We start from the raw sequence: 24,908 nt of genomic DNA on the forward strand, positions 1-24,908 counted from the left end.
CGGGTTTAATAATTTCCACTCAATTGAGTATATTTTCTATGTTCTTTATACGTTTTTGAAAAGTAATGACTCCATGTACCATCCTGTTTTGCAACAAAGTAAAAATAGTTATGCTTTTCGGGATCTGCTGCGGCTTTTAATGAAGATAGATCTGGACTAGAAATCGGCCCTGGCGGCAGACCCTTATTGATATACGTATTGTACGGACTTTTAATCTTAATGTCTTTTCTTCTTAATGTTGCTTTTGGTTTTTCTAGCAAGTATTGAACGGTAGAGCAGGATTGCAGCTTCTTCTCTTCTTCTAACCTATTCACAAAAACACCAGCGATCCTACGTTTCTCTTCATTCAAAAGAGCTTCTTGCTCAATAATTGAAGCTAATGTTATCATTTCATAAGGTGTTTGATCACTTTTAATTGTAATTTTTGTTGTTTCTTCGATCAGTCTTTTAGTCATTTGATGAATAATTTTATCTGCTCTCATTTTCTTCTCAAGATAATAAGTGTCTGGAAAAAGAAGTCCTTCCACAGCAAACTTTGTATCCGATTCTTTTACTTTCTTGTTTATTCCTAATTGTTCTTGTTGATTATCAGTTAATGTATCCCACGTTTTTGCTACTTCAAGAAATTGATTTCTATCCACTATTCCCGCTTTGCTTAATCGATCTGCTATCTCTGTAACTGTCAAACCTTCTGGAATGATCACTTCGATGGCTTCTGTTTCATTTTCCAAAGTAGATAGATCTCGCAGAATCTCTTTATACCCTTTTCCTTGTTTAATCGTATGTTCTCCGGCTATAACTTCACTTTTCTTTCCTGTAACTGTTGCATAAACGGTAAATAAAAATGGGCTTTTAATAAATTCGTTTTCTCTTAAATGATCGGATATCGTTTCAAAATCACTGTTTTCTTTTATAACAAAAGCCTTCTCTGCTGTTCCTTCAGGTGGTGAGACTTCATATACGACCCAGCCAACACACAAAGCGATGAGGACAACAAACAAGATCAGTACTCTTTTCGAATATGAGTTCAAAGTTAAAATCCGCCTAACGTTTTTGTTTCTAATTTCCCCTGATTATCTTTATTCATACAAAAAGGCTGTTAGGTAAGGTATACAAACCTTACTAACAACCTTCGATTGAAAAATATACTCTGCAATAGCATCGCGTTTTTAAACTTTTATTTGTTTAAACTGTATATATATTGCCCTAAAAGGATCGTGGAAATATGCAAAAACATCTCACTCCTAGACAGCATGCCACTGGTAAAGACGCCTATCGCTCCATCCTTTTTTCTGATCTCTGGGTCTTTTGTTAAGTCCCCCATCAATGTTCCAAGTTCCTTGCCCTGCTTCAGACCTGTTACGATTACCGATGGAAGTAGAATGCGAGCTCCCGCAGCTGAATAGACGTTCCCATGTTGGTCAGCCACCGCTCCCCAGTTACATAAATACATGCCATCTTCCATCTCCATAACACCGCCTTCAAAACCAATGCCGATGTCCGCTCCTTGCTTCACACAATCTCTCGCACGATTGATAGCACCGATCTTGGTTTCCTCATCAGAAAAAGGCTGAGCCGCAACCAGTGAATCAGATGCGTAAGATACGAGTTCAGCATCCTCAAAATGCGTAATAAAAGGATGAGCTGCTTTGATCTTTGCAGGATTAGATGATCCAATTCCAATTTTCATCGTGCGTTCACCCTCAGCTATTTTCTAAGATCGTTCTTAATGTAGATTCATCTGCTGTTTTCACAAGTTTTATAAGCAATTCTTTAGCAGCAGCATAATCGTCAACATGTATCATTGAAGCATGTGTGTGAATATAACGTGAACAGATTCCGATCACCGCAGAAGGTACACCGTTCCCTGAAATATGTACACTGCCAGCATCCGTTCCACCTTGTGAAATAAAATACTGGTAGGGAATCCTATGCGTTTCAGCTGTATCTAGAATATATTCCTTCATTCCACGGTGAGTGACCATCGTTCTGTCTAAAATCCTTAACAACGCACCTTTTCCAAGCTGTCCGAACTCACTTTTATCCCCCATCATGTCATTCGCTGGACTTGCATCTAAAGCGAAAAATAGATCAGGTTGAATTAAGTTAGCTGCTGTTTTGGATCCTCTAAGTCCTACTTCTTCTTGAACCGTAGCACCACTATACAATTCGTTAGGCAACGTTTCATCCTTTAATTCTTTTAATAGTTCAATCGCTAATCCCACACCATAACGATTATCCCATGCTTTAGCCATAATCTTCTTCGGATTGGCCATCGGTGTGAACGGACAGATCGGAACGATTTGCTGTCCGGGTCTTACGCCTAGGTTATGAACTTCTTCATCATTATCTGCACCAATATCTATGTACATATTCTTAATACCCATCGGTCTGTTACGCTGATCGTCGGAAAGAAGATGAGGTGGAGTCGAGCCGATAATACCTGTTATAACATCACCTTTATCCGTATAAATATTTACACGTTGAGCTAACAGAACTTGGCTCCACCAGCCACCTAACTCTTGAAATTTAAGCATGCCGTTCTTCGTAACCTTCGTAACCATGAAACCAACTTCATCCATGTGCCCTGCTACCATAATCTTTGGACCATTCCCTTTTTTGACACCAAAGATGCTGCCAAGACCATCTTGAATAATTTCATCTGATACAGGTTCGATCTCTTTTCGGACAAACTTACGAACATCTCTTTCAAAGCCTGGCGCCCCTGGCAATTCAGTCAATGTTTTAAACAAGTCGAGTGTTTCATTATTCATATAAAAACAACCCCTTCTAATTAGTCACATGTACATTTTTATTGTACACCTAATAAGAAGGGGTTTTCTATACTTATGAACGTTCTAGATTTCGTAAGTGATCGGATCGACTGCTCCTGCTTCTTTAAAACCTTTTAAACGTAAAACACAGCTGTCACATTGACCGCAAGCTGCCTCTTTCCCATTGTAGCAAGAAGTTGTTAGATCATATGGCACTTCAAGAGAAAGACCTTTTTCAATCGTTTCCTTTTTAGATAAAGAGATCAATGGTGTTTCTACTGAAATATTTTTCCCTGTCACACCCGCTTTTGTTGCTAGATTAATCGTTTCTTCCATGCTCTGAATGAATTCAGGACGACAATCTGGATAGCCGCTAAAATCAACCGCTGAAACGCCGGTATAAACAGCAGTAGCTCCGATAACTTCAGCATAAGCGCTTGCGAGTGATAAGAAAATCATATTTCTAGCAGGCACATACGTTACAGGGATTCCTTCTTCTGCCTCAGTCGGAACATCTACCTTTTCATCAGTAAGGGCACTTCCACCAATATCTTTTAAGAAGGTGAGATCTACAATTCGATGATCTGCTACATCATAAAATTTACCTACTTCAATCGCTTGTTGAACTTCTCGATTATGCCGTTGTCCATAGTGAAAAGTGATCGGATATAAGTCATATCCTTCCGCCTTTGCGATCCCCATACAAGTTGTGCTATCAAGTCCTCCGCTTAAAACAATAACCGCTTTTTTGTTCATGGTTAAACCCCTCTTTCTTCTGGATGCCAGATCACTTTATGAAGCTGAAGACTGAGCTTTGCATTTGGTAGTGGATTCTCCAACAAAAGTTCAACAAGACGTCTCGGAGGCATACTCTCCCATACCGGACTTACACAGATCTGACCATTTCTGTAATGTTCAGAGACTACTTGTTTCGTTATCTCAAAATCGTTCTCTGACCCCACAACAAATTTGATCTCATCTTGGTGCTGAAGCTCTTTGAAATTCTCCATGTGCATCCGTTCCATCTCACCAGATGCTGGGAGCTTGTAATCCATCACGAATCTCATCTTTTTTTGTAAATCATGGTGAGAGTTGCGCAATTGCTCAAATGGCTGTAGATCGATAGCTCCGTTCGTTTCAATGTGGATATCCACAATATGATCCAAGTCAGCCATAGCTAGAAGCAAGGCAGCTGATTTTTCTCGGTGGATTAAAGGCTCTCCACCTGTAAAACAGATTCGTTGTGAACGAAACGTCTTAATCGTATTCACGATTTCTTCAATCGTTGCTTCAAACTCAGGCTTAGCTGGTGCATAACTGTATGTCGTATCACACCATGTGCAACGGAGATTACAATGAAAAACACGTACAAAAACCGTAGGATACCCAGCTTGTAATCCTTCACCTTCTACCGTCTCAAAAATCTCGACCATAGGAACTTTCCAATGTTTCCAAACGTCTTTAGACGGCAGATTAAACATCATCCTTTTCCACCATCCATTCTCTTTTCATGACAGCATAGCTAGTAGGTGTCTCATACAGCTTTAACTCTTCTAACCTGTGACCTTGTTCACTTAGACCTCTTTCGTTTAGTTCAAGATCAATTTGCTCCCAAATCCAAACCACCATATTTTCTGCAGTCGTATTCATCGGCGGAAGAACTTCATTTAAATATCGGTGATCTAGTTTACTGTCGATTGCTGATTTAAAGATTTCTTTTATCTCTCCAAAATCTACGGCAATACCGATCGAATTCACAAATCCGCTCATTGTGATCACTAGTTTGTATGTGTGACCGTGGAGATTTTTACATTTTCCATCATAGCAATGCAGATGATGAGCCGCATCAAACGTAAACTCTTTGCATACTGCAACCCGCTTATTATGGTACTTTAATTGTTCGCTCTTAATGTCGCGACCAAGTATTTGAACATCTGTTGGAATTTTATAAGTCATTCCAGTTCATCCTTTCGAATGGAGCACGAAAACAAAAAAACTCTGCTAAAAACGCAGAGAGTGTAAATGTTCATTCTTCACGCTCCCTAGTTTTGTTTTAAGAGGGGTGGGAATTTCGAACCCTCCATCTTTATCAAGTGTATCTTATCAAAAAAGCCCAAGAAAAAGAAGGCTTTTCTTTGTTATACTGATAAAGAAGAACCAATATGATTTTTAAAAATGAACTTACATAAGGTGGGAATAGTAATGAATTGGAGAAACCTGATTCTAGCAGGCCTCACAGGTGCTGCAATCGGTTATGTTGTTACAAAGAAGCAAACAGAAACCATCACACCAGAAAAAGCTTTAAAACAATTTAAGGAAAAAGCAAGAGATCATTACACAATCTCTGGAGCCTGGATCATGGTTAACTCAGAAGAAAAGAACGTGCACGGTCTTCCATACTCTGTATATAAGGGTGGCTTTTCAAACTCATCACCTGGAATGGAAGCCTCGCATTACGAATTCTTAATTGATGCTTCAACTGGAAGTCTGTTAGAGCTCATTCAAAAATAAAGGCTGTTTTCTTAAACTTTATTGCTTTCGGAAGTGTTGATTTCCATTCCAGGCTGCTCGCTTTCCACGGTGCAGGCAGTGAGCCACATTCGTACGTTTCACTTTTAAATGTCTCACCTGTCTAGTTGCAGTGGCTAGACCCTCGAGGTCAAAAGTTAAATGGCTGTGATGAACAAAATGCGCCTTCAAATCCAAAAACATACACAAAGTAAAAAAAGCCCTTAGGAAAATAATTTCCTGAGGGCTTTCTTATGGAGATTAACGATATAATTTTGTTTGATCATAAAGATTGTTATCGATCTTGAATTTCGAAGTAAGATACTGACGCTTTTCCCAAACACCTAAAATCAATAAAGGAACGATAATTAAAAGAAATAATAGTCCTGTTACAACGATCCAATCCATATGTGTTCCAAGATCTGATTCGTGTGCTTTTTTATAATCTTTAATTTGGGAGTTTGCTTTAGCTACTGCTGCTTCAGCCAAAAGTTCGTTTTTGTCAGCATCATAGAACACAACTTCTGTGTGATCGAAGTAAAAAATATTATCTCTAACCGTATCATAGTTAGCAATGGCAACTGTTACTTCTGATGCATCTAGTTCTGAGTCTTGATTTGGGTATGTTTCAATGTCTGTTAATGTTAAAGAACCCTTTTTTAAATCTTTGTGCTTACTTTCAATTCCCTTTTCAATCGTCTTTTTCATTTCATCTGTAGCTTGTTCAGCAGATACGAAAGTACCCATGGATAAAAACAGTGCTAAAACGGTAAAAATGGCAACTAACTGTTTTTTCATTTTCAAATCCCCTCTCATTTTTTACCCTTTAAGATATAAATAAAGTTCATCAATACATGCCTCTCATATTTTAACATATCCTGTCGATTTCGACATTCACTTGAAAATGGAAAATATGTGACGGTTTTTTTACATTTTCGGGGAACGTGGAATTCTTTCTGTCATGTCACCTTTTGCATCCCACTTAACAGCACGACAAATACAATCATGATAAAAGAAATACCATGTGTCTGGCTTTATCCATTTCTGTTTTTGAAAGATGGAAGTCATGGGATAATCATCATAAGCCAGCACCCATAGTGGGTTATGATGTGCATGAGTTGGCATGATGTCACCAATGTGATAGAGCTTTTCACCATTCTCTATCGTTAGCTCAATTAGGGAATGACCATCACTATGCCCGCCCGTATGAACCATTCTTATCCCTTCTAGAACATCTATCTCTTCTTTAAACGTCCTTACTTGATGCTGAATAGGTTCCCAATTTTCTTTCCAATATGTATTCTGAGACCTGATATTTGGATTCTTAAGCTCATTCCACTCTGTTTCAGAAGTATAAATAACAGCGTTTTCAAAAACAGGTACTAACCTATCATCTTCCCATCTGGATAGCCCTGAGGCATGATCAAAATGCATATGTGTCATAAGAATAATATCAATATCAGCTGTTGTTAATCCCTCTTTTTCTAAACTTTTTTCAATAAGCGACTCTTCTGTAACGCCATAATTTCTTTTTTGTTTTTCTGTTAATTTCCCATAACCGATTCCAGACTCAATGAGTATGTTCTTTCCTTCAAAACCTTGAACAAGGATGGGTTCAGTTCTAAGTTCTATTTGATTCTTCTCGTTAACAGGATATTTCCTTTCCCATAGAGCTTTAGGAACGACTCCAAACATAGCACCGCCGTCCATATGTGTGACCCCGCCATCCAACCATGTCAATGTCTTTTTACCAATCTTCCACTGATCCATATTTAGTCTCCTTTCTATTTCGATCTCTGTACAAGTGTATCATAAGAAACACAGATCGGATGAAAAGAAAAGACCCAAGCATATGCTTGGATCTTTATGAACGGAATTGTGCTTCCATTCGGTAAATTCGATATCCTTTTTCAGAGAATTTCTCTTCATATTCTGTCATAACGTTATCTTCCATATCACTCTTATGAAGATCAAGACTTACTTGGTTAAAGAACATGCCATAAGTTGACATGCTATGAAGTGAATACTCGAACAACCCTTGATTATCCGTCTTAAAATGTATTTCACCCGGCTTTTTTAATACCGTTTCGTATCGTTTCAGAAAACTTTCATGCGTTAATCTTCTTTTAGCATGTTTGGATTTTGGCCAAGGATCTGAAAAGTTGAGGTAAACACGCTCAATTTCTCCCGGTTCAAAGTAATCCAGCAAATGTGATGCATCTGCTCTAATAAGTTTTACGTTTGGTTTTTCGTCTTCTAGAATACGATCCAATGCAGTAATGATGATGCTGTCATAAAGCTCCATCCCTAAATAATTTATAGAAGGATTTTGTTTAGCCATACCATTAACAAACTGTCCTTTACCTGTTCCAACTTCAATATGAATCGGATTGTCATTCCCAAAAAAAGAATGCCATTTCCCTTTCATCTTTTCAGGCTCTACTGAAACATATTCAGGATGGTCGATTAATTTTTCTTTTGCCCAAGGCTTAAATCTTTGACGCATAGTTTCTCCCCACTTTTCACACTTTTATATACGATTTCATTTACCTCATAATAGTTTTAAACGAAGGATATTTTTTAGCATAATCCATAAGCTATGCAATGAAAGGATGTGCAGGAAAAATGCCCTTAAATCACAATGATCAATTGCATATCATAAGAGATCTTCTTCAAGACCATTATACCGATTGTGCTGGTTCACCATCCGAATGTGCTCAATTAGAACGTCTTGCTGCACATTTATTGGAGAACGGCGCAGTTCATGAAGAAGTACGAAACATCTTATCCAACATTAACGAATATAGTCATACAGGCTTTTCACACCAGCATTTAGAAGAGCATATTACCAATCATCGTCCTCACTTAGAATCATGGATCAACACAATTCAAACACATCATCCATATTAAGACACTATTCCCTAGGAAATAGTGTCAGATGGTCTTATATATTGTCAGTGTTAGATCGAACCAGCAAGTTTCTTAATACTTTCTGCAAAATGGGCAGTCTCTTTAGACTGTCCTTTTTCTTTATACCAGAAAAAAGAGCTTATCGTTTGTGCCAAAACATACCAATGCATTCTTCTTTCTAAATCATCATCAAGGGTTTCCCCATAAATCTCGAGCCATTCTTCCCATTTTTCATAAGGGATATAGCTATAGAGAAGCATTCCAAGATCTAATGCAGGATCAGCAATCATCGCTCCATCCCAATCGATTAAATATAATTCATCAGAATCGCTTAGCAGCCAATTGTTATGATTAACATCACAGTGGCATACAACCAAATTATCGACTTCCACCTCAGAGGCAGTCTCCATTAAATATGCAAAGGAATCATTGATGATTTCTAGATAATCTTTTTCTTTACGCATCTGCAATTGTATATCATTTAATAGGTCAACTGGTGTTAACCTTTTTTTCTCTAAGCGGTTCATCATGCCTAGCAGTTCTTGAGATCGGTGAATTTTTGCCAAAAGTTCAGCTACATTCTCACTTTTCATATCTGCTGCTTTTAATTCACGGCCGTTTAGCCATTGCTGAGCTGTTATAACATCTCCATTACCTAATCTTTTTGTCCATAAAAGTTTAGGAACAATTCCTTCTGCAGAAAGAACAGCTAAAAACGGAGAGGAATTACGCTTTAAAAACAGTTTTTGGTTCCCATATTCAGCTATATATGCTTCTCCCGTTGCTCCGCCAGCAGGGGAAACCTGCCAATCTTCTCCCAAAATCTGTTCCAAAATGTTCACCTTCTTGTCTAGTTAAGAAATCCGTTTTTTATTAGTTGTTCATTCAAAAAATTAAAGCTTTTCCGTATCGAATTAAATTACTGCGAAGTCATTATTTTAACACAAAAAATCAAGAAAAGCACTTGATTCTTGATTCTTTACAATTCTAAACAGAATAAAGCAAAGAAAAAGATAACGGTTCTAATCTATACGAATCCTCATTTAATACTACATTATCGTATCTTTCATCTTCAATCGCTATCATCCATCTATGCTGTTCTAAAGGGATGATTATCGGTTTAGTCGTTTGGTTGAAAAGCAATAAAGCTTTGCTCCAATAAGAAGCACCATCTTTTATATCGGTGATAGGAAGGTGGTACTTAAATCCTAAACATCCATCTGGTACATTCCATTCCAAAAGCTCAACAGAGTTATCACGAAAAATAGGCTGTGATTTCCTTATACCTATCAGATGTTTAAAATAATCAACTTCTTTATGAAAGAACTCAACAAGGTTCCAATCGAACGCATTGATCGTGTCGGGAAGATTATAGCTGTTCTCTTCACCTTTTTTCGTTCGAAAACATTCTTGCCCCGCATGGATAAATGGAACGCCTTGTGCAAAGATCGTAATCGCTAAAGCAAGCTGTTGTCTCTTCCTTCTCATTACTTCATCTTCGAAGGGGTGCCGAATGTACAAAAGATCGAACAATGTGTGATTATCGTGACATTCTGTATAATTAATGCTTTGTTCAGCTTTAATAAATTTATCATGCTGACCTGCATAACCCTTCATCACATGACTCATCTGATGTTTGATTCGTTCATCATTATTACCATTAATAAACCCGCTTTGACCCTTAGGAAAGATACTTCCTTTAACATGGTCACGAAACGCATCATTAAAAAATGAATAGGATGGCATCTTCTTAGCAGATGACAGAGAAGCTTTTCTTTCAGGTTCTAAATTCGTATTTAAATCCCAGCCTTCTCCAAGTAAAAACACGCCAGGATTCAAAGATTTTAACTTTTCTGCAGCCTGATTCATCGTTTCAACATCATGAATCCCCATCAGATCGAATCGAAATCCATCCACTTTATATTCACTCATCCAAAAAGTTAGCGCATCTAAGATGAACTTGCGCATCATTTTCCTTTCAGATGCTGTATCATTTCCTACACCCGTTCCATTAACCGGGTTTCCGCCATCGTCATAACGAAAATAATAGCCAGGAACGAGCTTTTCAAGTGATGATTCTTCACGTTTATAGACGTGGTTGTAAACCACATCTAAAATGATCGAGAGCCCATTATGTTGAAGAGTCTGAATCAAAGTTTTTAGCTCTCTTATTCGACAGATCGGGTCATAAGGATTTGTAGCATACGATCCTTCAGGAGAGAAGAAATGAACCGGATCATATCCCCAGTTGTACGCTGAATCTGGCCTTGTTTCATCAACACTTCCAAAGTATGCTACTGGCAACAACTGAACATGAGTAACACCAAGACTTTTTATATACTCCAATCCCGTATGAAATCCATTGGATGTTTTTGTCCCTTGTTCTGTTAATCCTAAATACTTTCCTTTATTTAAGACACCACTATCAGAATGAATCGTTAAATCCCGAATATGAACTTCATAGATAATACTGTCTGTTTTTGAACGAAGGTTTATCTTTTTTTCTGATCGATTCCATCCGTCAGGATCTGTCTCAGGTAGATGGATGACAACCGAATGAACTCCGTTTGCAGTAATCGACCTCGAATAAGGATCTGTTGTTTCTATCCATTCATGATTTACGTTTACGACAAACATATATTCTGTAAGATGGTGATTTCCGTCTAACGTAGCTTGCCACACTCCTCTTTCAGACCGTGACATGTTTTGTTCAACAAAGGTATTAGAATGTTTGGTTTTATACTTAAGTATCATTGCAAAGGCAACAGGAGACCAAACTTTAAATGTCGTACTCTCTGGTGTGTAATTCGCTCCAAGACTACTGTCATCATAATAGAGGCTATCGAACTTTTCGGTCCGTACAATGCTACCGATCATTAAAGGGATCTTTGTATCGTTATATGTGACCCAATATCGGTTTTTTAAATCAATGGGCGTTCTCGTTCTGCATTTGTAGATCACTTGATTATGATAATGTTCTTGTTTATCGATGGTTAATGGCTGCAATACCTTCTTATCATCTACCAATGAAAGTGATGGGATGATTGAAAAAGGGTTACAGACTACAATGGTTATCATAGAAAAATCATCGATATATGCCGACATTGAAATATGATCAACTTTCATTGACCTCACCCCTTTTTATCGCTATTACATCATATTGAACTTAAAATGAATTTGTTATTCCTATCTATGAAAAAGAGGCCTATCCTAAAAGTAAGATAGGATTACTTTAGGCGGCCTCACGCATTTGGCGAAGATAACTAACAGAAGTTTTTTATCTTCACTCCGCATTTAAATACTTATTCTTCATGATTCTCCCTGCAATAACGATTGCCGCATAAACGATGACAGGTACAACAATCCCAAGAATAAGCTGGTCATTGGTTACATCTAAAATCCATTTCTTCAAACCTGACTTCTTTTCGATCAACATAACCCAAAGGAAGGCAAATAGAGCAATATTAAAAAAATCTGTCCATTTCATTTTTATTCCCCACTCGTTTTAAAAATTATATTTTAACTGAAACCGTACCTGGTTGAACTTCAATACGAACCGGAGTGGTTCCTTTGTACTCACCATCGGCATGAATGGCTACTGATTTACGTGTTATCACTTCAATCTCTTTTCCTTTAAACTGAGAAACTCCTTGTACGTTAACATGACCACCCCAAAATACAGAAACAAAGAGCAATAAAAGTTTGAATAGAGATAGATCATGCACAATACAAACATCTAAAACTCCATCATTACACTTTGCGGAAGGACAAATTTTCATACCCCCTCCATAATAGGGCATGTTACCAACAGCTACAAGCCAGACATTGCTAAACTGATGTTCATGTCCATCGATTCTGATTTCCATGGAATCTGGTACATAAAATTTTAAAACCTTAAACAATGTAAAAACATAGGCAAGTGAACCTAATTTCAGCTTATGTAAATACTTTTTGTATGTCGCTTCATTTGTAAACTTTGCGACTTCTCCATCCAAACCAATACCAACGGCACTTATAAAAGACTGGATCTTATTGCTTCTTCCTAAAAGCTGAATACTTCCGGAGTCAGTCTTGACCGTTCGATTGCGTTTAAGATATAGAAGTTGTTTTTTTACCCCTTTAACCTCTTTCGTTAATACTCGAACGATATCATTGCCAGATCCTCCAGATATAAACCCTAAAGGAATGCTAGGATTCTCTTTCATACCATTTAAAACTTCATGGACCGTACCGTCTCCACCAACTGCAATAACAGCTTTAATATCATCTTTGTTTATGTATGTAATCTTTTTCGCAATTTCTGTGGCATGACCGCTATACTCTGTATAAAACGTTCGGTAGCTTATCGATTCCTTGTCCATTACATTTTTTAATTGATCAAATGATTGAATCGCTTTTGCGTTGTTTGCGTTGATGATAAAGAAATATTTTTTCATTCAGTGCGTCCTCGATTTATGTTTTTAAAAGTAATTCGACAAAATCTCTCAAATACCTTCAAAATGAAACTCAGACTCACTGGATAAAGGATCTTTTCTGTATAGAGAATTCGTTACACCTAATTTTAAGAGATCAGACACAAATTTTAATTGCAGTCCTTTAATCGGTGCCGGATTTTGTTGAAGAAGTGCATGCCATTCATTAAAATTGCGTTTATCTACATAGCTCACTCTTCTCCAATCACTCGTAAAATCAACAAAGGCATCCGGTGCAACAATACACGCTTTTAATGACAGCTGTTTTTGATAAGGTTCCCAAGCTTCTCGAACGAATGATTGCATGCGTTCGAGTCGAATAAATGGACTCAAGACGGTTTCTTTCTGCTCATCTCGAACATTTTTCCAGAAACGTTTATTTTCAGCTTCTTGCCAAATTCCTTCTCCATTCATCCAAACGATCAGCCAAACCTCTGTGGGTCCTACCAAAATAATATTTAGTTCCACTCCTGTATTCTTCACTTGAAAGACAGGTTCATAGAACAAAAAGTAATTATCAGGAATTCCTTGAATGAGTAACTTTAGTGTTTCATCATGAAGGTATTTATTATCCCAGTTTGAAATCTCTTTTACAGTCGAAGTGGCCCAGTTCATCTGATGATGAAATAATTTTTCCCGAAATTCTTGATGAGATTTCTTACGATTTTCTGTTCCATATTGTTGTTGAAATGCCCTCCAGCGATTTTCTTTAATCCGCATAAATAACGATTGATAATGATGCAAATTATTTTCGTATCTTGATACATAATCAAGTAATTTTACAAGCTGCGCCATTCGAACTCCTTTCTTTTCATCACTCTATATCGAATAAGAGTGTAAAACATGGTATTTGGGCTGTTTCTCTATATGTGTTTCATAGATAACCACTTCATCAGCTTGGAATCGAATGTTTTCACCGTATCGTCTCCACCACTGCTGAGAATTCAGGGAATTACAGTCTGACTCTATATGTTTCCGTGCAAGCGTTATATGCGGGGCATAAGGTCTTTTATCAAGTTGAAAACCTACCTCTTCACATACATAAGCCACTTGTTTTTGCAGAGTATATAAACAGTGTTCTTCTTCAACACCTGCCCAAAAGATCCTTGGATGTTGTTCGTTTCCGAAAAAGCCAAATTGGTTTATTTGTAGTGAAAAACCACCCTCTGTTATACTCATTTTTTCGTTAAGTAATTCTTGCAGTTTTTGAAGCTGTTCTAACGAAGCAGCACCTAGAAAAGCTAAAGTGATATGAAAGTCATCAGGATGTACCCATGTTTTAAAATGATGTTCATTCCTTATAAGATTGCATATATTCGCAAGCTCTGTTTTGGTCTCATCAGGAAGCTTTAGTGCCAAAAAATAATGTCTTTGCATACTTCTCACACACCTTCATTTATTTTATCAAAGAATACATGGATTCATCTGCTTTTTTCCCGCGTGACTTATTTGTTATAATCGAATCAGCAAGAAAAAGGAGTGCAGTTTATGAGAGTTGTTACAAATATCGCGGAATTAATCGGTGATACACCTATCGTAAAGTTAAACCGCCTTCCTCATCAAGAGGGAGCAGATGTATATGTGAAGCTAGAGTATTACAACCCTAGTCGAAGCCTTAAAGACCGCGCTGCCTATAATATGATCGTTGATGCAGAACAAAAAGGTCTCTTAAAAGAAGGCTCTACTATTATCGAACCTACTTCAGGAAATACAGGAATCGGACTCGCTATGAATGCGGCCGCTAGAGGTTATTCTTCCATTATTGTGATGCCTGATACGATGACAGAAGAAAGAATTAATCTTTTAAAAGCATATGGAGCAAAAGTGGTGCTAACTCCTGGTGATGAAAAGATGCCTGGAGCGATAAAAAAAGCCAGAGAGCTTGCAGAGGAAATTCCAAACAGCTATATGCCTATGCAATTTGAGAACCCTTCAAACCCTGATGCACACAGAGGAAGCACAGCGATTGAGATTAAAGAAGCCATCGAAGAGTTAAACAAGCCCTTTACTGCTTTTATCGCACCCGCTGGTACAGGAGGAACGATAACAGGTACGGGTGAACAGCTTAAAACATTTTTTCCGAATTTAACTGTTCATGTTGTAGAACCAAAAGGGTCTCCTGTTCTTTCGGGAGGAAAGCCCGGGAAACATAAATTAGTAGGAACAAGTCCTGGTTTCATCCCACCAATCTTAAATCAAGAGGTCTATGATGAGATTGTTCAAGTTAATGATGAAGACGCGTATACGATCACAAGACGTCTTGCTTCAGAAGAAGGGATCTTGGTCGGTCCATCATCAGGAGCAGCTGTATATGCCGCTTTAAAAATTGCAGAAAAACGCAAAAAAGGTGAAGTCGTAATCTGTATGACGTGTGATTCAGGCGAACGTTATTTATCGAGTGATCTGTTTCAATTTGAATAAATGACAAAAGCATCCCAAACAGAATTGGGATGCTTCTTTTGTACATTGTTGCCATGAGGGTTGCTAATCTTTTATAGAGATCTTTGAATCAGTATGCGACCTTGCACTTCCATCTTTGTGAGGATTAACACCATTACCAGTCCTATGAACGATAAAGCACCAAAAAATAAGTACGTGTAAAAGATGCTGTATTTATCAAAGATCACACCACCTACAAACGTACAAAACCAAGAGCCTAAGCCATTCCCTACAGCTGTGTATAGAGAAACTGCGGTTGCTCTCACTTCTACTGGTGTATAAGCTCGCACATATTCCATGGCTGCTGGGATGAACAACCCGACTGAAAATCCTTGTACGATGGTTGTCAATAATACGATTTGGTAAGAGGGTTCAAAAAAATAAAAGGTCCAACGAACAGCAGAAACCGTCGCTGCAAAGACCATAATATGCATCATTCCCCATCTTTTTATGGTGAGTCCAGCAAACTTCATAAATGGAGCTTCACTTCCAGCTGCGATCAAGAAAGCAAGTCCCACACCTGCTAAAGTTCCCCCTGTTTCTTGAATATAAAATCCAAAGTAAAAGTTATTAGCAAAAATAGGACCAAACACCAAGAACGTAGCAGCGAGAAAAACGAGGTAGGAAGGCATCCTGACTAGCTGCCCAATCCCCTTCCTTAGATCTGTACGGAGCGATTGGTTATCTTTCGGCATCTTGAAAACAAATAAAATACAAAGAAGAAGAACAGTGGTAAACATATAGAAAATCACTTGAATTCCAATGGAATCTGAAAGCTTTCCTGCTATATATACAGCTACTGCAAATCCGATCGCCCCAAAAAGTCTGTAGTTTCCATACTGCTTGTTCTCTTTTTGTACGTAATTTAAAAGAATGCTGTCTGAAACAGGAACTAACGCACTCTGCATAAAAGAAAACGCGATAAGTATCCCGATCAGCCAAAAATAGGACTCGAAAAGATAGATGGTATATCCTAACCCAGCTGTTAACAGCAATGATAGAACTAACACGGATCTTGGACGCCTTGAATAATCTGTAACCACACCCCATAGAGGCTGAGCAAATATCATCACGACTGGACTGATAGACATTAATGTGCCTATTTCTGTCCCACTGAGACCTACTGAATCTTTAAAATAAACACCCAATAACGGAAATAAACTCCCTAGACCAAAAAAACTTAAAAGATAAAAGCCTTTTAGACTGATAGAGGTTTTATCGAAAGAATTATTCATGATGTACCCTCTCTTACATGCTATTTAGCTAGTTCGTAAATGGCTTGAGCGTATATGGCAGAAGCGAGAAGTAAATCCTCTACAAACATGTGTTCATCCTTTTGATGAGCCACATCTTCTCGTCCAGGGAACAACGCGCCAAAAGCAACTCCTGTCTCCAATGACCGTGCATAAGTACCACCGCCAATAGCCATCAATTCACCCTTTTTACCCGTTTGATCTTCATAAACCTTTTGAAGGGTTTGAATCAGTGGGTGACTTTCTTCTACATAGTTAGGTGGATTGTTTTCAATAATTCTCATAGACCAATCATCTGTCTTCGCTCTTGTTGATAAAGTATTTTCGATCTTCTTGCTATCATGTGTAACCGGATAGCGTATATTTAACCCTACTTTTCCGCCTTCTACTTGATCATAAGAAAGGATTCCAGCATTGACCGTTAGATTACCGCTCGCCTCATCTTCTGCAGCAATATCTAGCTTATTACCTGTAAATTCGCCAGTAAGTTCGTCCAACAAGCGAAGAAATGACTTAGCGTTTCCAGTGAAAGAAAGAGTGTTTAAGAATTCACCAAGCATAAGTCCAGCATTCTTACCCATGTCTGGTGTACTTCCATGTGCAGATTTCCCTTTAACTTTCAGGATTAAAGCATCACCTTCTATTTGAGCTTGGTATTCTATTACAGATTTCTCACCAAACGCTTCGAACGATTGTTGAATTTCCTCTAAGTTGCTTGCTTGAATCTTAGCCTCTGCATAGTCTGGAACCATATTTAAACGCTGACCCGATGTAAAAGAAAGTAAATGAAGGTCACTTGTTTCTTCCTTTTGATTGTTATCTAGACGAAACTCCACATCAAAGATTCCTTTTTCTGCAGAGATGATCGGAAAATCAGCATCGGGTGCAAAACCTATCGCTGGCATCTCTTCTTTCGTAAAGTAATGTCTCACACATCGCCAGTTGCTTTCTTCATCACAACCAATGATCATGCGGACTTTTTTCGATAGTGGAAGCTTGAGTTCCTGAATGATTTTCATCCCATAAAAAGCTGCCATCGTTGGTCCTTTATCATCAATCGCACCTCGTGCGAAGATCTTTCCGTCTTTCACTTCTGCTCCAAAAGGTTCTACAGACCAGCCATCACCAGGAGGTACTACGTCAACATGACATAGAACACCTACGATGTCTTCTCCGTTTCCAATCTCGATGTGACCGGCATATCCGTCCACATTCTTAACAATCATTCCACTTTCTTTTCCGAGGTCTAACATATAGGATAAAGCTTTTTCTATTTCTGGCCCAAAAGGTGCTCCTTCTTTGACATTCTCTTCATCGAGCAGACTAGGAATGCGCAATAGCCCTTTTGTATCCTCCATAAGCTGTTTTTTTCTCAATTCAACTTGTTCTTTCCAATTGACCTGATCCATCACACTTACATCCTTTCTAAATTGTTCTGACGATTGTCTTTTCGATCACTATCAGATGATCGATTCGTATACATCTTTGCTGCAGATGATATAGAGACGTGCATCATCACGAATTGGTTGGTCCAACTTCTTGTTTATCGATAGATCGTTGCCGTCCGCAATAAGTGTAGCACCTTGTTTCAACAAACTGTCAAAAGCGTCTTTGTATGTTACCCATTCCGATCGTTTTCGCACCTCAAATAAGTTCTCTCCTTCTTTATGAGAAAGAAGCTGTGTGTAGATCTCCGTAATACCTTTAGAAAAGGCGGACCGTACAGCCATACGAGAAACTGTTTCATGACTTAAAACAAACTCATCTACTTTAGCATGCCTAAAGTTTTTAATATGTTCCTCTTTTTTGATCTCTACCGTACTATGTATGTGAGGAGTTAAACGTTCTACAGAAGTTACGATCAATAGTGTTTTACCATCAGCGAGTGCTGAATCATGAATCGAATCATCTGAAAACACAAGTACAGATTTGGCTTCCTTTAAATTTGCTTGTACGAGAGTCCCTTCTATTGATGGGTCACCTTGAATGTAATGCACACTCTGATGTGTAATCGGTGTAACAGGCAGGTTATCAATAAGAACTACTTCTAGGTTTGGATGAGTTTCGATGATTTCACTAACAGCATATTTTGCTTTCTCAGACCATCCGATAATAACGAAATGATTTTTACCTTGAAAAGTCAATCTTCCTTCCTCCTTTCGTTTACGATGAGCTCCTAATGCTTCTACCAGTTTCCCAATAGCCAGACCAGCAATACCGATGCCGATTAAAAAGATGAAGATCGCGTAAATTCTTCCTGCTGTGGATACCGGATAGTAATCACCATAACCGACCGTTGTAACAGTTGTCATTACATACCACAAGGCGTCAAACCAGTGAGGGAATGTTTTTGGCTCTAGAAGATGCATAACGACTGACGAAAAAATAACGATAAAAAAGGTAAATGAAAAAATTCCAAGCTTATTCAAAACGAAAAGCCTATTCATCAGTTTTTGTAAAATATACACCTCATCGCTCCTAACATAATAATTTTTTATAACCCTATTATTGTACCTTATTCCCATTAAAATGGTTAGAGTGTTTTGCTTTCTCAGGAATTATGGGGTATTGACAAATAAATATTTTAGTGTATAATGGTGCCAAATGGGAGGTGTAGTGTTGGTTAACTAACAATTTTCCTCCATATCTTTATATTTAGGATCATATGTTCGTTATGAGGTTTTGCTGCCTAGCCGCACAGACATCTTTTTGAACGTTATTACTACATCTAATGGCTGAAGCAGCGAAGAACCAATACGGATTCTTCGCTTTTTTTTATAAAAAGGATGGGTCTTAAGAATTAAAAAGAATGTAATACAACGTTCATATTTCATTAACTTTAGACTGGTATCATATAGTGTGTTAACAACTATCTAAATAACAAGGAGTGGTTTTTTGAGTCCTTCAACTGACAGAATGTTGAATCGTGTGAAAGCCCTGTATTTGTTTATTCGCAAGAAAGGTACTGTAACAACACGAGAACTAGTTGAAGAATTTGGAACTACGCAACGTACCATCCAGAGAGATCTTAACGTCCTCTCTTATAACAATTTAGTAACAAGTCCTGCCCGAGGTATGTGGGAAACAACAGGAAAAAAAGTAAAAGTATCTTAAAAGATATAATAAATTTTCGGATAAGCATATTGCATTAAATAATCCCCGCTAATTTCTTAGCAGGGACTTTTTTTGTTAATATTAAAGTTCATCCTTGTTGTCTTTTAAGAGCAGATCAGGAGTTCTTTCAATGTTCCATTCACGGCTTTCCCAATTCGGCTTTCCTGAAACAGGCATATACTTATCATCCTGACCGAATAAGTTTTTCCAAAATCCTTCTGCAAGAGAAAAACCAATAACTTGCTGACGATCTGTATCAATGATCAAATCTTTTATCTTCCCAATTTTTTCACCATCTTGATCAATGACAGTCCAATCTTTTATAGCCATATAAGAATAACACTCTTTTGGTTCATCTCTTTGTAATTCATTTCCGGAGAACACGAGTTTATCTTCATCAAATTCTTTCACTTGATGCCAAGGGATAAAAAAGGTTTCTTTTCCATAGTTCTGATTAGCAGCAAGGTTAGAGCTTCCTGTAAACGGAGTATGCTGTGTACCGATGCCTGAAGTGGCAGCAACTACTGTTTCCATATGTTTATCTGAGGGAACCTCTTCACGCTGATTGATTCCGTTGTCAACGGTGTACGTAAAATAGCATAAGCGATGGTCGTACATATTAAATAGAATGTCGTTGATCTTATGCTCTGTTTCTTCCGTTGAAATCGTATGATTTTGGGCTTTAGCATCCATTAACTTTTCTACAGATAATTTCATTGGTATACATCTCCTTTTTATTGGAAGATACCCCTTATAAATTATTCAAAAACATCCTCTTTTAAAGAAAGTAAGGAAAGTTCTTCGTCTGCAAGCTCTCTATACATTCCTAACTCAAGCGTTTCATCAAGCTTGAGTTGCCCCATCTGAATTCGCTTCAAGAAAATGACCTTTCTGCCGATTGCCTCGAACATTCTTTTCACTTGATGAAACTTCCCTTCAGTGATGGTTAACTCTATCTCTGATTCTTTGTCATCATTAGTCAGGGTTCTTAAAAAGGCAGGCTTTGTTTTATACCCATCATCTAAGATAACTCCCTCTTTAAAATCTTCAAACGCGCCTTCTGGAATTGATCCATTTATTTTGGCGTAATACGTCTTAGGGACATGTTTTTTTGGTGATAACAAAGAATGTGACAACTGACCATCATTGGTCAAAATTAATAATCCTTCTGTATCAATGTCTAATCTTCCAACAGGGAAAGGCTCGAAATTCTGATCTTCCATATAAAGAAGATCAATCACCGTCTCATGCCTAGAGTCTTCTGTCGCTGAAATTACTCCTTGGGGCTTGTTCATCATCAGATAGATAAACTCTTTATAAACAGCTTCTTCTCCATGAACCATCACGTTGTCATGATCAGGGTTCGCTTGAGTTTTTGCATCCTTTACCACCTCACCGTTTAACGTAACTGCACCTGATTTTAGTAACTGTTTTACTTCTTTTCTGCTTCCATAGCCTGTATTTGATAGCCATTTATCTATTCTCATAAGAAACCTCCTGATTGAATGATCTTTTTTTCCTATATTATTGTAAAAAATTGATTGATTTTTGAAGAAACAGGGTAATTTAGTACTATAGGAGGAATTGGAATGAAAAGGAAAATAGGTCTTCTAGCAACTGCACGAAAAAAAGCGTCTACCCCTTCTGCAGCTATAGATTTATACATAAGTCCCTTATTCGTTAAGTCTGTTCAATACGCACAAAATCATTATGATGATTTTTACTTTTTTAGTGCAAAAGAAGGACTATTAACGAAAGACCAATACATTGAACCGTATAATGTTTCTATCAAAAATTTTAAGACATCTGAAAAACGGGAATGGGCCCATCACGTTATTCAAGACCTGGAACAAATCATCAAGCCTTCTCAATGTAAGATTTATATTCATGGCGGTTGGGTATACCGAGAATTTTTACAGCCCGCGCTTGAAAGAGCAGGTTTTCAATTTGAAGTCCCGCTCGAAGGCTACAGTATCGGTAATCAACTTAAATGGTACGATGAACAGAATCATCAGAGTAAATAAAGACTATCGCAGAAAAAGAAGGCCAATAATCAGCCTTCTTTTTTCTTATGCTTATTTTCTGCGTTTCAAGAAAGGAATGCGATCTCCTAATATGATCTTTAATAGTCCTGATCGGTGACTTAAGAACACATACACCGCTCCACCAGTAAGAATACCGATCGTTAATTTAATGATCGTATCAAGTCTTGTCTCTGTCTCACCTAAAAGTGCCGATACAATCATGACGGTAACTGCCATCGCTGCGCAAAATAACGTGATCAGAACCGTTCTTCGATATACCCATTTAAAAGAGAAGCCGCTGTATTTTTTAATGATATACAGATTAAACAAGATCGAAAGTGTATATCCGATGTTTGTGGCAATGACAGAGCCAGTCCCACCGAACAGCAATAGCAATGGCTTGTTCAAAATCAGTTTCGCTAGGAAACCAGCTGATAAACTGATAAACGCATAACGTTGCTGATTAAGCCCTTGTAGTATTGCTGCCGTAACGGTAAACATCGCAAACCATAACCCAGTCGGCGCGTACCATTGAAGATAATAGCCACCAGTTTCCATAGATGATAACCCAAAGAGTGCGCCATATGCCGGGTATGCAAGAACCGTTAGCCCGATCGCTGCTGGTGCCGTTAAGAACAGCACCATCTGAAACGTTTGGGTGATCTGTTTATGAAGAATTTCATCATCGTTTTGAGTGAAAGACTTCGTTATCACAGGTATCAAGGTTAGTGCAAGAGCAGTTGCTAATGATACCGGGATCATAACAAGCTTATGCGCGATCTGTGTGATGATGGCGAATACAGATTCTGCTTCTTTTAACGTATAATCCATCTTTTTCAGCGTGTTAACGATCGTAAACTGATCGACCATCTGATAGAGCGGAATAGCTAGACCAACAGCTACAAACGGTATTGCGTATTTGATCGTTTCTTTATAAATATCTCTTAACGATATATCAGCAACAGGTTTACTTTCTCTATACATCTTGTCCAGATGGGGTTTTCTTTTTATCCAATACCAGATAAGAACGGCTAAGCCTGCGATTGCACCTAGTGTAGCTGCAAATGTAGAAAGCGCTACAGCTGTAGTAATCTCCCCGTTCATTAGGTTGATTACGACGAAACTTCCAACAAGAATAAACACGATTCGAACGATTTGTTCAACGACTTGCGACACAGCTGTTGGCCCCATAGATTGAAAGCCTTGGAAGTATCCACGAATCAAACTCATAGAAGGTACTACGATTAGAGCGGTACTTACCATTCGAATAACTAAAGTAATATCTTCAATCGTGTTGCCTTGTCCACCTTTTTCATCAATGATCTGATGAGCAAGTATAGGCGCTAACATATACAGTATGACAAAAGCTAGAGTTCCTGTCAGCGTCATGACTAGAAGACCGGATTTCAACAGTTTTCTTCCTGCTGCATAATCTCCTAATGCATTATATTTAGAAACAAATTTAGAAACAGCAAGCGGAACTCCCATTGTGGAAATACTAAGTAATATGGTATATGGAATATAAGCATAGCCGTATAGAGCCATACCTTGTTCTTCTACTAGATTTGTAAATGGAATTACAAAGATCAATCCGATAAATTTCGAGAAAAAGGTCGCAGCGGATAAAATCAATGTTCCACGAAGTAATCGAGACAACTATTTTCAGCTCCTACTAATCATCCTAAAAAACATTATTGATATTGTATCACATTAAAAGCGGAAGTAACCTACTTTAACTTTTTGCAAAAAAGTAAGGATTATGAAAACATATAGTCTTTTTGATTAAGCTATGCTATTGTATGAAATGATTTTTATTGAACGTATTTAGAAAGTTGGGATCGTATGATTTATGATTGTATAGTGATCGGCGGTGGACCTTCTGGCCTCATGGCTAGTGTAGGGGCTGCCACGAATGGTGCACGCGTACTATTGATCGATAAAGGAGAAAAACTAGGTCGTAAACTTGCTATTTCTGGAGGCGGGCGTTGTAACGTCACAAACCGACTGCCTGTTGAAGAAATTATCAAACACATTCCAGGTAACGGCCGTTTTTTATACAGCGCCTTTTCCGTTTTTAACAACGAAGACATCATTCAATTCTTCGAAGGACTAGGCATTCATTTGAAAGAAGAAGACCATGGGCGTATGTTCCCTGTTACAAATAAGGCGACTGATGTGGTTGCTGCTCTTCTGCAAAAAATAAAGCAGCTTGGAGTTACGATTCGAACCAACACTCCTGTAAAAACGATTCATTATGGTGATGATATCCACGAAATCATTCTGCATAGTGGAGAAGTGATCCATACTAAATCAATCGTAATCGCTGTAGGCGGTAAATCAGTTCCGCATACGGGTTCCACAGGAGATGGTTATGCATGGGCAAAAAAGGCGGGGCACACGATTACAGAGCTCTATCCAACAGAGGTTCCCATCACTTCAAATGAATCATTCATCAAACAAAAGACCTTACAAGGTATCTCGTTAAGAAATGTTGCACTCTCAGTATGGAATCCAAAAGGAAAGTTGATTAAAGCCCATCAAATGGATATGATCTTTACTCATTTTGGAGTATCAGGACCTGCAGCATTACGGTGCAGTCAATATGTAGTCAAAGCCTTGAAAAAGTTCGATGTACCATCTATCGAGATGAGAATCGATTCGTTTCCTGAAGAAAATGAAGAGACCCTGCTTACTTCTCTACAGAAAAAGATAGATGCTGATCCTAAAAAAGCCTTTAAAAATGTAATTAAAGGACTACTTCCAGAAAAGTTTCTTCACTTTTTAATCGAACGCGCTGAGATTGATGGTGACTCCATCGCGGATCAAGTCTCCAAACAAGCCCTTCGTCAGCTTGTTGCACAAATGAAGAGTTTCACTTTTTCTGTTAATGGCACCTTATCTATTGAAAAAGCTTTCGTTACAGGAGGCGGCGTATCAGTTAAAGAGATCGCACCTCAAACGATGGCATCTAAGAAGCAAGAAGGTTTATTCTTCTGTGGTGAAATCTTAGATCTGCACGGATACACAGGCGGTTATAATATTACTGTTGCCTTTGTTACAGGAAACATTGCAGGAACTAACGCGGCTTACCATGCAATGGGGTAAGCTTGAGCCCTAAAAAATAGGAAGAGTGGCAACCCATTTAGCGGTTGCCACTCTTCCTTATTTAGGTGATTCTATTTTTTTATAGATAATCATGGCTGAAAAAGAAAACATCGTATCGTCCTCTGAGTGCACATTATCACATACGGCTATTTGATAGTTAATATCCACAATATTTTCAGGAGGAACAGTACTCAAAAACTCATTTATAGCGACCTCTAAATCCTCTTCATGATCTTCATCAAAGATTTTCACTTGAATCATAAAAAAGCATCCCCTTTCAGCCAAGTGTTTTGGTATTTCTTCGGCCTC

29 protein-coding genes are annotated in these 24,908 nt (G+C 38.1%); 6 read left to right on the forward strand and 23 right to left on the reverse strand.

What is annotated here, in order from left to right:
- Window positions 1–5 precede the first annotated feature (5 nt).
- From mltG to queD, 6 genes are all read right to left on the reverse strand, one after another.
- Window positions 6–1,031 (reverse strand): endolytic transglycosylase MltG, encoded by a 1,026-nt coding sequence (gene mltG, locus IHV12_RS01070; protein ID WP_197189595.1) that lies wholly within the window; start codon window positions 1,029–1,031, stop codon window positions 6–8.
- A 146-nt stretch (window positions 1,032–1,177) separates the two neighbouring features.
- Window positions 1,178–1,690, reverse strand: coding sequence for a DUF84 family protein (locus IHV12_RS01075; RefSeq protein ID WP_197189596.1), 513 nt, complete (start codon window positions 1,688–1,690; stop codon window positions 1,178–1,180).
- 13 nt (window positions 1,691–1,703) lie between these two features.
- A complete protein-coding gene (locus IHV12_RS01080; protein ID WP_197189597.1) occupies window positions 1,704–2,774 on the reverse strand; it encodes a M42 family metallopeptidase in 1,071 nt (356 codons plus the stop codon).
- Window positions 2,775–2,858: 84 nt separating this feature from the next.
- A complete protein-coding gene (gene queC / locus IHV12_RS01085) occupies window positions 2,859–3,530 on the reverse strand; it encodes a 7-cyano-7-deazaguanine synthase QueC (RefSeq protein ID WP_197189598.1) in 672 nt (223 codons plus the stop codon).
- Between the two features lie 2 nt (window positions 3,531–3,532).
- Complete coding sequence (locus IHV12_RS01090; protein WP_197189599.1) at window positions 3,533–4,258, reverse strand: 7-carboxy-7-deazaguanine synthase QueE; 726 nt, start codon at window positions 4,256–4,258, stop codon at window positions 3,533–3,535.
- Window positions 4,248–4,730, reverse strand: a complete 483-nt coding sequence (gene queD, locus IHV12_RS01095; protein WP_197131718.1) for a 6-carboxytetrahydropterin synthase QueD — start codon at window positions 4,728–4,730, stop codon at window positions 4,248–4,250. Before queD ends, IHV12_RS01090 begins: the two co-directional genes overlap by 11 nt.
- 246 nt (window positions 4,731–4,976) lie before the next feature.
- On the opposite strand from queD, the gene IHV12_RS01100 reads away from it, so the two are divergent.
- Window positions 4,977–5,285, forward strand: coding sequence for a PepSY domain-containing protein (locus IHV12_RS01100; RefSeq protein WP_197189600.1), 309 nt, complete (start codon window positions 4,977–4,979; stop codon window positions 5,283–5,285).
- Window positions 5,286–5,543: 258 nt separating this feature from the next.
- Here the strand turns inward: IHV12_RS01100 and IHV12_RS01105 are convergent, their stop codons facing one another.
- The 3 genes from IHV12_RS01105 to trmB form a co-directional block, all read right to left on the reverse strand.
- Window positions 5,544–6,080 (reverse strand): hypothetical protein, encoded by a 537-nt coding sequence (locus IHV12_RS01105; RefSeq protein WP_197189601.1) that lies wholly within the window; start codon window positions 6,078–6,080, stop codon window positions 5,544–5,546.
- A 129-nt stretch (window positions 6,081–6,209) separates the two neighbouring features.
- The gene (locus IHV12_RS01110) at window positions 6,210–7,052 is read right to left on the reverse strand and encodes a YtnP family quorum-quenching lactonase (protein WP_197131724.1); all 843 of its coding nucleotides are present in this window, start codon (window positions 7,050–7,052) and stop codon (window positions 6,210–6,212) included.
- Window positions 7,053–7,146: 94 nt separating this feature from the next.
- Entirely contained in the window at window positions 7,147–7,788 is a 642-nt protein-coding gene (gene trmB / locus IHV12_RS01115) for a tRNA (guanosine(46)-N7)-methyltransferase TrmB (RefSeq protein WP_197189602.1), read from the reverse strand.
- A 119-nt stretch (window positions 7,789–7,907) separates the two neighbouring features.
- Here trmB and IHV12_RS01120 point away from each other — a divergent pair, with 119 nt between their 5' ends.
- Window positions 7,908–8,192, forward strand: coding sequence for a YtzH-like family protein (locus IHV12_RS01120; protein WP_186320458.1), 285 nt, complete (start codon window positions 7,908–7,910; stop codon window positions 8,190–8,192).
- Between the two features lie 50 nt (window positions 8,193–8,242).
- Here IHV12_RS01120 and IHV12_RS01125 read toward each other — a convergent pair whose 3' ends face one another.
- The 6 genes from IHV12_RS01125 to thpR all read right to left on the reverse strand — a co-directional run bounded on the left by IHV12_RS01125 (window position 8,243) and on the right by thpR (window position 14,041).
- A complete protein-coding gene (locus tag IHV12_RS01125) occupies window positions 8,243–9,025 on the reverse strand; it encodes a phosphotransferase family protein (protein WP_197131728.1) in 783 nt (260 codons plus the stop codon).
- Window positions 9,026–9,179: 154 nt separating this feature from the next.
- Window positions 9,180–11,318, reverse strand: coding sequence for a type I pullulanase (gene pulA / locus IHV12_RS01130; RefSeq protein WP_197189603.1), 2,139 nt, complete (start codon window positions 11,316–11,318; stop codon window positions 9,180–9,182).
- Between the two features lie 157 nt (window positions 11,319–11,475).
- The gene (locus IHV12_RS01135; RefSeq protein ID WP_197189604.1) at window positions 11,476–11,679 is read right to left on the reverse strand and encodes a hypothetical protein; all 204 of its coding nucleotides are present in this window, start codon (window positions 11,677–11,679) and stop codon (window positions 11,476–11,478) included.
- A 25-nt stretch (window positions 11,680–11,704) separates the two neighbouring features.
- Window positions 11,705–12,628 carry a diacylglycerol/lipid kinase family protein gene (locus tag IHV12_RS01140; RefSeq protein ID WP_197189605.1) on the reverse strand — a complete coding sequence of 308 codons (924 nt, stop codon included), beginning with the start codon at window positions 12,626–12,628 and terminating at the stop codon, window positions 11,705–11,707.
- A gap of 48 nt (window positions 12,629–12,676) precedes the next feature.
- The gene (locus IHV12_RS01145; RefSeq protein ID WP_197131738.1) at window positions 12,677–13,459 is read right to left on the reverse strand and encodes a hypothetical protein; all 783 of its coding nucleotides are present in this window, start codon (window positions 13,457–13,459) and stop codon (window positions 12,677–12,679) included.
- Window positions 13,460–13,483: 24 nt separating this feature from the next.
- Entirely contained in the window at window positions 13,484–14,041 is a 558-nt protein-coding gene (thpR, locus tag IHV12_RS01150; RefSeq protein ID WP_197189606.1) for an RNA 2',3'-cyclic phosphodiesterase, read from the reverse strand.
- Window positions 14,042–14,152: 111 nt separating this feature from the next.
- On the opposite strand from thpR, the gene cysK reads away from it, so the two are divergent.
- Window positions 14,153–15,085, forward strand: a complete 933-nt coding sequence (gene cysK, locus IHV12_RS01155) for a cysteine synthase A (protein ID WP_197131743.1) — start codon at window positions 14,153–14,155, stop codon at window positions 15,083–15,085.
- Window positions 15,086–15,156: 71 nt separating this feature from the next.
- Here the strand turns inward: cysK and IHV12_RS01160 are convergent, their stop codons facing one another.
- The 4 genes from IHV12_RS01160 to IHV12_RS01175 all read right to left on the reverse strand — a co-directional run bounded on the left by IHV12_RS01160 (window position 15,157) and on the right by IHV12_RS01175 (window position 19,190).
- Complete coding sequence (locus tag IHV12_RS01160) at window positions 15,157–16,338, reverse strand: MFS transporter (protein WP_197189607.1); 1,182 nt, start codon at window positions 16,336–16,338, stop codon at window positions 15,157–15,159.
- Between the two features lie 20 nt (window positions 16,339–16,358).
- The gene (pepV, locus tag IHV12_RS01165) at window positions 16,359–17,765 is read right to left on the reverse strand and encodes a dipeptidase PepV (RefSeq protein WP_197189608.1); all 1,407 of its coding nucleotides are present in this window, start codon (window positions 17,763–17,765) and stop codon (window positions 16,359–16,361) included.
- Window positions 17,766–17,816: 51 nt separating this feature from the next.
- Complete coding sequence (locus IHV12_RS01170; RefSeq protein ID WP_197189609.1) at window positions 17,817–18,824, reverse strand: ion channel; 1,008 nt, start codon at window positions 18,822–18,824, stop codon at window positions 17,817–17,819.
- 204 nt (window positions 18,825–19,028) lie between these two features.
- Window positions 19,029–19,190 (reverse strand): hypothetical protein, encoded by a 162-nt coding sequence (locus tag IHV12_RS01175; protein WP_197189610.1) that lies wholly within the window; start codon window positions 19,188–19,190, stop codon window positions 19,029–19,031.
- A gap of 61 nt (window positions 19,191–19,251) precedes the next feature.
- Here IHV12_RS01175 and IHV12_RS01180 point away from each other — a divergent pair, with 61 nt between their 5' ends.
- Window positions 19,252–19,470, forward strand: a complete 219-nt coding sequence (locus tag IHV12_RS01180; RefSeq protein ID WP_066243921.1) for a DeoR family transcriptional regulator — start codon at window positions 19,252–19,254, stop codon at window positions 19,468–19,470.
- Window positions 19,471–19,551: 81 nt separating this feature from the next.
- Here IHV12_RS01180 and IHV12_RS01185 read toward each other — a convergent pair whose 3' ends face one another.
- Complete coding sequence (locus IHV12_RS01185; protein ID WP_197189611.1) at window positions 19,552–20,187, reverse strand: PRC-barrel domain-containing protein; 636 nt, start codon at window positions 20,185–20,187, stop codon at window positions 19,552–19,554.
- 41 nt (window positions 20,188–20,228) lie between these two features.
- On the reverse strand, window positions 20,229–20,957 hold the full coding sequence (locus tag IHV12_RS01190) for a pseudouridine synthase (RefSeq protein ID WP_197189612.1): 729 nt from the start codon (window positions 20,955–20,957) through the stop codon (window positions 20,229–20,231).
- Between the two features lie 102 nt (window positions 20,958–21,059).
- Between IHV12_RS01190 and IHV12_RS01195 the strand changes: the two genes are divergently transcribed.
- Window positions 21,060–21,494 (forward strand): DUF6884 domain-containing protein, encoded by a 435-nt coding sequence (locus IHV12_RS01195; RefSeq protein ID WP_197131752.1) that lies wholly within the window; start codon window positions 21,060–21,062, stop codon window positions 21,492–21,494.
- A 51-nt stretch (window positions 21,495–21,545) separates the two neighbouring features.
- Here the strand turns inward: IHV12_RS01195 and IHV12_RS01200 are convergent, their stop codons facing one another.
- Window positions 21,546–23,150 carry a putative polysaccharide biosynthesis protein gene (locus tag IHV12_RS01200; RefSeq protein ID WP_197189613.1) on the reverse strand — a complete coding sequence of 535 codons (1,605 nt, stop codon included), beginning with the start codon at window positions 23,148–23,150 and terminating at the stop codon, window positions 21,546–21,548.
- Between the two features lie 186 nt (window positions 23,151–23,336).
- Here IHV12_RS01200 and IHV12_RS01205 point away from each other — a divergent pair, with 186 nt between their 5' ends.
- Complete coding sequence (locus IHV12_RS01205; protein WP_197189614.1) at window positions 23,337–24,599, forward strand: NAD(P)/FAD-dependent oxidoreductase; 1,263 nt, start codon at window positions 23,337–23,339, stop codon at window positions 24,597–24,599.
- Window positions 24,600–24,656: 57 nt separating this feature from the next.
- On the opposite strand, the gene IHV12_RS01210 is transcribed toward IHV12_RS01205, so the two are convergent.
- Window positions 24,657–24,860 (reverse strand): sporulation protein Cse60, encoded by a 204-nt coding sequence (locus IHV12_RS01210; protein ID WP_197189615.1) that lies wholly within the window; start codon window positions 24,858–24,860, stop codon window positions 24,657–24,659.
- Between the last annotated feature and the right edge of the window lie 48 nt (window positions 24,861–24,908).

Source organism: Fictibacillus sp. 7GRE50 (assembly GCF_015903875.1).
In the GTDB taxonomy this organism is placed as follows: domain Bacteria; phylum Bacillota; class Bacilli; order Bacillales; family Fictibacillaceae; genus Fictibacillus; species Fictibacillus phosphorivorans.